Origin of the sequence: Methyloceanibacter marginalis, assembly GCF_001723295.1 — a bacterium.
In the GTDB taxonomy this organism is placed as follows: domain Bacteria; phylum Pseudomonadota; class Alphaproteobacteria; order Rhizobiales; family Methyloligellaceae; genus Methyloceanibacter; species Methyloceanibacter marginalis.
Genome location: NZ_LPWD01000122.1, coordinates 1 through 9,257, shown reverse-complemented (window position 1 = coordinate 9,257; position 9,257 = coordinate 1). Strand labels below are relative to the sequence as shown.

Annotated in this window: 7 protein-coding genes, 3 pseudogenes and 1 riboswitch; all 10 genes and pseudogenes read left to right on the top strand. The window is 63.2% G+C overall.

Annotated elements, in window-relative coordinates; genetic code table 11:
• The coding region (locus AUC71_RS05570; protein ID WP_158007712.1) for an NTP transferase domain-containing protein at positions 1 to 421 on the top strand (421 nt) is incomplete at its 5' end.
• A complete protein-coding gene (gene mobB / locus AUC71_RS05565; RefSeq protein WP_069623470.1) occupies positions 418 to 933 on the top strand; it encodes a molybdopterin-guanine dinucleotide biosynthesis protein B in 516 nt (171 codons plus the stop codon). The genes AUC71_RS05570 and mobB, both read left to right, overlap by 4 nt.
• Positions 930 to 2,228: a molybdopterin molybdotransferase MoeA gene (locus AUC71_RS05560; protein WP_069623469.1), complete on the top strand. Its 1,299-nt coding sequence runs from the start codon at positions 930 to 932 to the stop codon at positions 2,226 to 2,228. The genes mobB and AUC71_RS05560 overlap by 4 nt, the downstream gene beginning before the upstream one ends.
• A gap of 61 nt (positions 2,229 to 2,289) precedes the next feature.
• Positions 2,290 to 2,487, top strand: coding sequence for a hypothetical protein (locus AUC71_RS05555; RefSeq protein WP_069623468.1), 198 nt, complete (start codon positions 2,290 to 2,292; stop codon positions 2,485 to 2,487).
• 187 nt (positions 2,488 to 2,674) lie between these two features.
• Positions 2,675 to 2,764, top strand: a riboswitch (glycine riboswitch).
• A 149-nt stretch (positions 2,765 to 2,913) separates the two neighbouring features.
• Positions 2,914 to 4,065 carry a glycine cleavage system aminomethyltransferase GcvT gene (gene gcvT / locus AUC71_RS05550; RefSeq protein ID WP_069623467.1) on the top strand — a complete coding sequence of 384 codons (1,152 nt, stop codon included), beginning with the start codon at positions 2,914 to 2,916 and terminating at the stop codon, positions 4,063 to 4,065.
• Positions 4,066 to 4,091: 26 nt separating this feature from the next.
• Positions 4,092 to 4,454, top strand: coding sequence for a glycine cleavage system protein GcvH (gcvH, locus tag AUC71_RS05545; RefSeq protein WP_069623466.1), 363 nt, complete (start codon positions 4,092 to 4,094; stop codon positions 4,452 to 4,454).
• A 12-nt stretch (positions 4,455 to 4,466) separates the two neighbouring features.
• Positions 4,467 to 7,352 carry an aminomethyl-transferring glycine dehydrogenase gene (gene gcvP / locus AUC71_RS05540; protein ID WP_069623471.1) on the top strand — a complete coding sequence of 962 codons (2,886 nt, stop codon included), beginning with the start codon at positions 4,467 to 4,469 and terminating at the stop codon, positions 7,350 to 7,352.
• 48 nt (positions 7,353 to 7,400) lie between these two features.
• Positions 7,401 to 8,573 (top strand): annotated as a pseudogene (gene serA, locus AUC71_RS05535) (phosphoglycerate dehydrogenase); the annotation flags it as partial.
• Between the two features lie 14 nt (positions 8,574 to 8,587).
• Positions 8,588 to 8,674: pseudogene (locus AUC71_RS20875) on the top strand (hypothetical protein); the annotation flags it as partial.
• A 312-nt stretch (positions 8,675 to 8,986) separates the two neighbouring features.
• Positions 8,987 to 9,257 (top strand): annotated as a pseudogene (locus tag AUC71_RS19220) (HAD-IB family phosphatase); the annotation flags it as partial.

The following is a 9,257-nucleotide window of genomic DNA, read 5'->3' as shown; positions in this document are numbered from 1 at the left end:
CGTCGCCGGACATCAGGGCCCGCTCGCCGGCGTCCATGCCGCACTCGAATGGGTCAGGGTCAACCGGCCCGACGTCGAGCAGGTTGTGACGGTCGCGACCGATACGCCGTTCTTTCCCGCCGATCTCGTGCACCGGCTTCTCTCGGCGCCCGGCGATGCTTCAGGCTTCCGCGTGGCGCAATCCGACATGGGCGTGCATCCGGTGATCGGGCTTTGGCCTATCGGGCTCAGTGAGGCTCTTGAGACCTCGCTGGAGCGTGGCGAACGGAAGGTCACGGCCTGGACAAGGGATCATGGGGCGGTGCCGGTGTTCTTTTCAGCTGTCGATGTCCGCGGGCAAAGTATCGATCCCTTTTTCAACATCAATGCGCCCGAGGACCTCGCCGCGGCCGAGGCCCTTCTCAGCGAGAGGGCGTCATGAGCCCTCCCCTCTTCGGCGTGGTCGGCTGGAAGAACTCGGGCAAGACCACGCTCATGGCGCGCTTGATCCATGACTTCAGTCAGCGGGGCTATGAAATTTCGGTCATCAAACATGCCCATGAAAAATTCGAGATCGACCATCCGGGACGCGACTCCTTCAAGATGCGCGAGGCAGGCGCACGTCAGGTGATGCTGTCGTCGCCGCGCCGCTTCGCCTTGATGCGGGAACTCGGGAACGCGCCGGAGATGACCTTCGAAGAGCTGTTGCCGTACGCAGGGCCCTGCGATCTCATCCTGGTCGAAGGCTATAAGCGCGAGGCTTATCCCAAGATCGAAATCCGCAGGGATGGCGCCGCATCGCGCGCGCCGCTAGCCGCGGAATTTCCCGAGGTCGTGGCCATCGCCTCGGACAAGCCGGAGGACGAGTCGGAGCCCCTGCCCGTCTTCCACATCGATGCCACAGAACGCATCGTGGATTTCATCATTGCCACACTGGGACTCAAGCGCCCATGACAGCCAAGTCGGCCAAGCCAGACTCTAAGCTGATCGACGATTGCTTCATCCTCGACAAGGACCGGCTTCCACATCAGGAGGCCATCGGCATCCTCAAGGCGCGCGTGCATCCGATCACCGGAACGGAGCAAGTCCCGCTTGCCGAGGCTTGCGGACGATTCTTGGCGGAGCCGATCGTCTCGCCGCGGCCGATCCCAGCGCACGATAATGCGGCCGTCGACGGCTATGCCTTTGCATCATCGGACTACGACGCCGCGAAGGGAGCGGCGTTTCGGGTCATCGGCGAAGCAGCGGCGGGTCACCCCTTTCAAGGGTCTTTGCTCTCGGGTGGTGCGGTCCGCATCTTCACCGGCGCGGTTGTGCCGGCGGGTCTCGATACGATCGCGATGCAGGAAGACGTTCGCGTCGAGGAGCGTGAAGGCGCGCGCGGGCGGCCGTGCCGCCGGGACCTGAAAGCAGGCGCCAATCGACGGCTCGCGGGCGAGGATACGCAACCGGGCGAAACGCTCGTCGCGGCGGGTGCCCGGCTCAGGCCTCAAGATATCGCGAGCGCGGCGGCCACAGGGCTCGGCGCCGTGCATTGCCATGCGCCCCTCAAGGTGGCGGTGTTCTCGACAGGCGATGAGATCCTGCGGCCGGGGGAGGCCTTCGTCGACGGTAAGGTCTACGACGCCAACGCGCCGATGCTACACGGACTCATCAGAGCTGCCGGCGCCGAAGCCGTGGACCTCGGTGTGCTCCCCGATACGCGCGAAAGCGTGGTCGGGGCTCTTTCCGAAGCGAGCCACAGCTTCAACGTCATTGTGATCTCCGGCGGCGCCAGCCAAGGCCAGGAGGACCATGTCGTAGCGAGCATCGATGCGTTGGGTCAGCGGCATCTTTGGCAAATCGCCATCAAGCCGGGCCGGCCGATGAGCTTCGGGCAGATCGGAGATTGCGTCGTTCTCGGCCTCCCGGGCAACCCCGTGGCAGTGTTTGTGTGCTTCCTGATGTATGTTCGGCCCGTTCTCACGCGGCTCGCCGGCGGCGTTTGGCCGGAGCCCACACGATTTCCCGTACCGGCGGCTTTCACCCAAAGAAAGAAACTTGGGCGCCGGGAATTCTGGCGCGCGAAGCTCATTCGCAAGGACGGGCGTCTCCTGGTCGATAAATTTCCGCGTGACGGCTCGGGGCTTATTTCTTCTCTCCGCGAAGCCGATGGGTTCATTGAGGTAGCAGAGGATGTGGATGAAATCCGCATCGGGGACGTCGTGGACTTCATTCCGTTTTCCGAGTTTGGGCTTGACCAACGCTAGAGACGGCAAGAGCACTCGGAACGCCTCCCGTCTTTGAGCGTTTTTGCGATGGAGGTTCTCTATGCAAGACACCGACACGGACCGGGAACGTGCTGCCTATGATTTGGCGGAGCGGCTCTTCTTTGAGCTTGAGAAACACGGCGACCGCTTCTCACTCCGCAGAAAGATCGGGGATCATGCGCGCCGAGACGACTTGACCCTCGATGAGGTCGAGCAAGTGCTCGAGCGCTGGAAGCTCGAAGGTCCGCACGGCGGCTAGTACTTTCGAACAAGGTCTCTTGCGCATCGGGCAATTGGTCTCATCTTCAACACCATGCCTGGCCCGGCTCCATTTTGAGCAACTTTCGGGATATTTTTGACCCGTATGGTGGGAGACAAATTGACCGAACAAATGGCGCCCCCGGCAGTTGACCATCTGCTCGAGAATCACCATTCTTTAAGCGTCGTTTTGTCTTGCGGAAGAGACCGGCTCATGCCCGGCGCCGAAGGAGCAACCGCCCCGGAAACTCTCAGGCAACAAGGACCGCAAGACTACTGACACTCTGGAAAGCGGTCGCGCTCAAGCGTGGTCCACCGAAGAGGAAAGGCGCTGCGACGGTGGCGCCAAATCTTTCAGGTTTCGTGACAGAGGGGGCTTCTTGTCGTCGCGTGGCGAGCACCATGCGCGACCCGATGGAGCCTTAGGATGAGTGTCGAAGCCAAGACGTCGCCCAATTCTCTAAGACAGACGCCGCTGCACGCCCTGCACCTGGATTTGGGTGCGCGTATGGCGCCGTTCGCCGGGTACGACATGCCGCTAAACTATCCGGCCGGCGTTTTGGCCGAGCACCGGCATACGCGAACGGCGGCGGGCCTGTTCGACATCTCGCACATGGGGCAAATTCTGCTGCGCCCGAAGGACGGCGTCCTTACCGACGCCGCGCGCGCGCTCGAGCGCCTTGTGCCCGCAGATATCCTGGGGCTGGCGCAGGGACGTCAGCGCTACACCTTTTTCACAAACGACACTGGCGGCATCCTCGACGATCTGATGGTCGCCAACTGCGGCGCATACTATCTCCTCGTGGTCAATGCCGCGTGCAAGGAGAACGACGAATCCCTGCTGCGCGACAGCTTTTCCCAGAACTTCGATGTCGAGCCGTGCGACCGTGCGTTGATCGCACTGCAAGGCCCGAAGGCGGAGTCGGCGCTGGCTCACCTCGCCCCCGACTGCGCCGGCATGCGTTTCATGGACGTGCGAGAGTTGTCGATCATGGGCAAGCTCTGCGTGGTCACGCGTTCCGGCTACACCGGCGAAGACGGATTCGAGATTTCCATTCCGTCGGATGTCGCCCGCGAGATCGCGGAAGGTTTGCTGGAGAACCCGGACGTGGCGCCGGTCGGCCTCGCCGCACGCGACACGTTGCGACTCGAGGCGGGGTTGTGCCTCTATGGAGCCGACATCGACGCGGGGACAACTCCTGTGACGGCCGGGCTCACCTGGGCGATCCAGCCAATCCGCCGCCATGGCGGTGAGCGCGTCGGCGAATTCCCAGGCGCCCCTATCATTCTCGATGAGCTGGAGCGGGGCCCGGCAATACATCGCGTCGGCTTGGCGCCTGAAGGTCGAATGCCGGTTCGCGCCGGGACGCCGCTCTTCGTCGAGGAGGCCAACGAGGCACCAGTCGGGCACGTTACATCGGGTGGATTCGGTCCGAGCCTCGGGAGGCCAATCGCCATGGGTTACGTCCCCACGGCCCTGTCGGCGCCAGGAACCAAACTGTTCGCCGAAGTTCGCGGCAAGCGGCTGCCGGCGACAGTCACGCCCCTTCCCTTTGTCCAGCACCACTACAAACGCTGAATTCCCCGCCCAACAAGGAGGCAACCTTGCTGAAATTCACCAAAGACCATGAGTGGCTTGAGATCGATGGAGACGTCGCAACGGTCGGCATCACCGCTTATGCGGCGGAGCAGTTGGGCGATCTCGTCTTCGTGCAGCTGCCGGAGATCGGCACCACGCTCGACAAGGGCCAAGAGGTCGCCGTCGTCGAATCTGTGAAGACCGCATCCGACGTCTATGCCCCACTCGCCGGGGAGGTCGTCGAGATCAACGAGGCCGTCGTGAACGACCCCTCGATCGTGAACTCGGATCCAGAGAAGACAGGCTGGTTTTTCAAGCTGAAGCTCGCCGACTTGGGTTCCCTCGACGGCCTCATGGATGAAGCCGCCTACAAGGAACTCATCGGCTGAATGGAACAGGTCATGACACTACAGGAGAACTACGAACCTTACGACTTCGCCAACCGCCGGCATATCGGGCCGTCGCCCGAGGAGATGACGGCGATGCTGGAGGTGGTTGGCACGGAGAGCCTCGAGACGCTCATCGACGAAACCGTACCGGCAGGAATTCGTCAGGCCAAGCCGCTCGATTTCGGCATGCCGCTATCCGAGCGCGGGGCGCTCGACCGCTTGCGCGAGACGGCGAATAAGAACCAGGTTCTCACCTCGCTCATCGGCCAGGGCTATCATGGCACGATCCTGCCTCCCGCCATCCAGCGCAACATCCTGGAGAACCCCGCATGGTATACGGCCTACACGCCCTACCAACCGGAGATCAGCCAAGGCCGGCTCGAGGCGCTGCTCAACTTTCAGACCTTGGTCGCCGATCTTACCGGGCTGGATATCGCCAATGCCTCGCTTCTCGATGAAGCGACCGCCGCCGCCGAAGCCATGGCGCTCGCGCATCGCGTCACCAAGTCGGAGGCGAACGCCTTCTTCGTCGATGCGCAGTGCCTGCCGCAGACGATTGCCGTCCTGAAGACGCGCGCTGAGCCGCTCGGGTGGGAGATTGTCGTTGGCGATCCCTTCAAGGACGTGCAGCCAGAAAACGTGTTCGGGGCCCTCTTCCAGTACCCGGGCGTGGAGGGCGGCTTTCATGACTTCTCGGACCTCATTGCCAAGCTGCATGCAGCCAAGGCGCTTGCCGTCGTTGCGGCCGATCCGCTCGCACTCACGCTCCTGAAACCGCCCGGCGAGATGGGCGCGGACATCGCCGTCGGGTCCATGCAGCGGTTCGGGATGCCCATGGGCTATGGCGGACCGCATGCCGCCTACATCGCCGTCAAGGATGACTATAGGCGCGCGCTGCCGGGACGCCTCGTGGGTGTCTCCATCGACTCGCGCGGAAACCGCGCCTACCGGCTGGCGCTACAGACCCGCGAGCAGCACATCAGGCGCGAGAGCGCCACTTCGAATATCTGCACCGCGCAGGTGCTTCCGGCCGTAGTCGCATCCATGTACGCCGTGTTTCATGGACCCAAAGGCTTGAAGGCGATCGCCGAGCGTGTGCATCGTAAAGCGGCGCGCTTGGCGGACGGCCTCGAAAAGCTGGGTTTCAAGATCAGCCCCGATGCCTTCTTCGATACGATCACGGTTGAGGTTGGACCCTATCAGGGTCTCGTCATGAAGAATGCCGTCAACAACGGCGTGAACCTACGGAAAGTCGGAACCGACCGGGTCGGTATCAGCGTCGACGAGCGCACGCGGCCGGTCACCCTCGAGGCGGTCTGGCGGGCGTTCGGTGGCGACCATCTTGTCTATCGCGACGAATATCCGGCGTACCGGCTGCCCGCAGACTTGATCCGCACGTCCACCTATCTCACTCATCCCGTCTTTCACATGAACCGGGCGGAAAGCGAGATGACGCGCTACATGCGCCGCCTCGCCGACCGCGATCTCGCGCTTGACCGCGCCATGATCCCGCTTGGCTCATGCACCATGAAGCTCAACGCGACGGCTGAGATGTTGCCGATCACCTGGCCCGAGTTTGCGGAGATTCACCCCTTCGCACCGGCCGATCAGGCGCTGGGCTATGCTGAGTTGATCGAGGACCTTTCGAAGAAGCTCTGCGAGATCACGGGCTACGACGCCCTCTCGATGCAGCCCAATTCCGGTGCGCAAGGAGAGCTTGCCGGGCTCCTCACCATCCGCGCGTACCACAAGAGTCGCGGAGAACCCTATCGCAATGTCTGCCTGATCCCCGCCTCGGCGCACGGCACCAATCCCGCATCGGCCACGATGTGCGGCTTCAAGGTACTGGTCGTGGGGACCGACGCACACGGCAATATCGATATTCAAGATTTCCGCGCCAAGGCCGAGGCGAACGCCGCGAACCTTGCGGCGGCGATGATCACCTATCCGTCGACCCACGGAGTATTCGAAGGAACGGTGCGCGAGATCTGCGACCTTACGCATGCGAATGGCGGGCAGGTCTATCTCGACGGCGCCAACATGAACGCCCTGGTCGGCCTTGCGCGGCCAGGCGATCTCGGCGCGGATGTCAGTCACCTGAACCTGCATAAGACCTTCTGCATTCCCCATGGCGGCGGCGGACCGGGCATGGGACCGATCGGCGTCAAGGCGCACTTGGCCCCCTTCCTCCCCGGCCACCCCGAGACCGGCGGCAGCGCCATGACGGTCTCGGCAGCACCGTTCGGCTCCGCATGCATCCTGGCTATCCCGTGGAGCTACATCCTAATGATGGGCGGCGCCGGCCTCACGCAGGCTACCCGCGTCGCGATCTTGAGCGCGAACTACATCGCTCAGAGATTGGCCGGTGCATATGATGTCCTCTACACGGGATGCGACGGACGGGTCGCCCACGAGTGCATTATCGATACGCGGCCCCTCAACGCGAGCGCCGGCGTGACGGTCGATGACATTTCCAAGCGGCTTATCGATTGCGGCTTTCATCCTCCGACCATGAGTTGGCCGGTGCCGGGCACGCTCATGATCGAGCCGACGGAATCGGAGACCAAGGGAGAGTTGGACCGGTTCTGCGACGCCATGCTGGCTATACGCGAGGAGCCCCGGGCCATCGAGCAAGGCCTGTCCCATCGCACCAACAACCCCTTGAAGAACGCGCCTCACACCGTCGAGGACCTTATCGGCGAGTGGCACCGGCCATATTCCAGGGAGCGCGCGTGTTTCCCGGCGGGAGCGTTCCGCGTCGACAAATACTGGCCCCCGGTGAACCGGGTCGACAATGTCTACGGCGACCGCAACCTCGTGTGCTCGTGTCCACCGCTCGACTCCTATGTCAAAGCCCCCGAGCCGGCGGAAGCAGACGTGCTGGCTTCCGGGACGTGACCGCCATTGGCGAGAGCCCTGTTTCTAATCTGATGCAACGGTAGCCAAATGAATGCCCCCTATAGCGTCCTGATTGCCGATCCGATCCATGCCGACGGCCGGGCACTGCTCGCCGCAGAGGCCGGACTCCGCGTCGATGTGGAAAGCGGACTCGATGAGGCGGCGCTGACCGCGCGCATACCGGACTACGATGCTCTCATCGTCCGCTCCAAGACGCGCGTCACGAGACCGGTGATCGCCGCCGCCACACGACTGAGAGCCATCGGCAGAGCCGGCATCGGCGTCGACAATATCGACGTGGCCGCGGCGACAGAGCGTGGCATCGTGGTGTTCAACACGCCCGACGCCAACGCAACGACGACCGCCGAGCTCACGCTTGCGCATTTGCTCTCTTTGAGCCGCCATCTGCCTCAGGCCGACCGGTCGGTCCGCCAGGGCGAGTGGCAGCCGGCGCGCTTCTCCGGTGTCGAGCTTGCCGGAAAGACGATCGGCATTATCGGCTTCGGAACGATCGGACGCTTGGTGTCCCGGCGCTGTGCGGGGCTCAAGATGCGGGTGCTGGCCTATGACCCGTTCGTTGCGCCGGAGATCATGGAAGAATCGGCGGCTGAGCCGTCCGAGCTCGACGCGCTTCTCGCCAGTTCCGATTACATCACCCTTCACTGTCCGCTGACGGACAAGACGCGCAACGTGATCAACGCGAGCCGATTGGCGATGATGAAACCGGGCGCCCGGATCATCAATTGTGCCAGAGGCGGGCTCATCGACGAAGCGGCTCTGGCCGATGCGCTTAAGAGCGGGCAGATCGCGGGAGCCGCTCTTGATGTCTATGCGAAGGAGCCTCCAACCGGCTCCCCGCTACTCGCGCTCGACAACGTCGTTTTGACGCCTCATCTCGGCGCCTCTACCGAGGAGGCGCAACAAGCCGTCAGCCTCAGGATCGCCCAGGATGTGGTTAGGTTCCTGGCGACGGGCGCCGCGGAAACGGCGGTCAATCTTCCACGCGTCACGTCGGACCAGCTCGCGCGGACGATCCCTTACCAGCAGCTCGCCCATGCCCTCGGCCGGCTCGTGGGCTCACTTTACGAGGGTCCTATAACGGAGCTCGTGGTACGGCTGTTCGGTCGTGTCGCCGAGTTGGATTCGCGGCCGATCACGGCAGAGGCCTTGGTCGGGCTCTTGAGTCGGCGCATGACCGGCCGCGCAATCGTGTCAACGCCGGCCACCTTGCAAAATTGCAGGGCATCGAGGTCAGGGAGTCGCGGACGGAGAACGCGCGAGATTTCGTCTCTCTGGTTGAGATCTGTGCGATTTCCGGCGACAAGAACACGACTGTCGCCGGCACTCTGCTGGGCGAGCGCCATGCCCGGCTGGTGCGCATCGACGACTATGACGTGGAGGCGGTGCCGGAAGGGCACTTTCTCTTTACGCGGCACCACGATCAGCCCGGTGTCGTCGGCGCTCTCGGTGACATTCTCGGCCGGGAAAACATCAACATCTCCCGCATGCATGTCGCGTCGGCGACTCCTCCAAGACGGCAATCGCCTGATCAGCACGTCCGCTCCGCTATCGGCGAGCGCGCTGACCGAAATCAGAGCCTTGCCGCCGATCGAGCAGGCCGTGGAATTCGAGCTGTGACGCGGACGAAGCGCCGGTTCGACATCGTACTGCTTCGATTGCGACAGCACCTTGAGCCGTATCGAGGGGATCGACGAGCTCGCCTGCGCGCAGGCCTCGAGCAGGACGTCGCGCCGCTCACCGCCGCTGCCATGGCGGGAACGATCCCGCTCGATGCCGTCTATGCTGAGCGACTCTCGATGATTCGGCCCGACCGTGATTCACTCGATTGGTTGGCACGACGCTATGTCGAGGAGATGGTTTCGGGCGCATTTGAGACGGTCGCGC

Excerpts from the sequence above, each read along its gene's own strand:
- mobB (WP_069623470.1), top strand. The coding sequence starts at position 418 with ATGAGCCCTCCCCTCTTCGGCGTGGTCGGCTGGAAGAACTCGGGCAAG.
- AUC71_RS05560 (WP_069623469.1), top strand. The coding sequence starts at position 930 with ATGACAGCCAAGTCGGCCAAGCCAGACTCTAAGCTGATCGACGATTGC.
- AUC71_RS05555 (WP_069623468.1), top strand. The coding sequence starts at position 2,290 with ATGCAAGACACCGACACGGACCGGGAACGTGCTGCCTATGATTTGGCG.
- gcvT (WP_069623467.1), top strand. The coding sequence starts at position 2,914 with ATGAGTGTCGAAGCCAAGACGTCGCCCAATTCTCTAAGACAGACGCCG.
- gcvP (WP_069623471.1), top strand. The coding sequence starts at position 4,467 with ATGACACTACAGGAGAACTACGAACCTTACGACTTCGCCAACCGCCGG.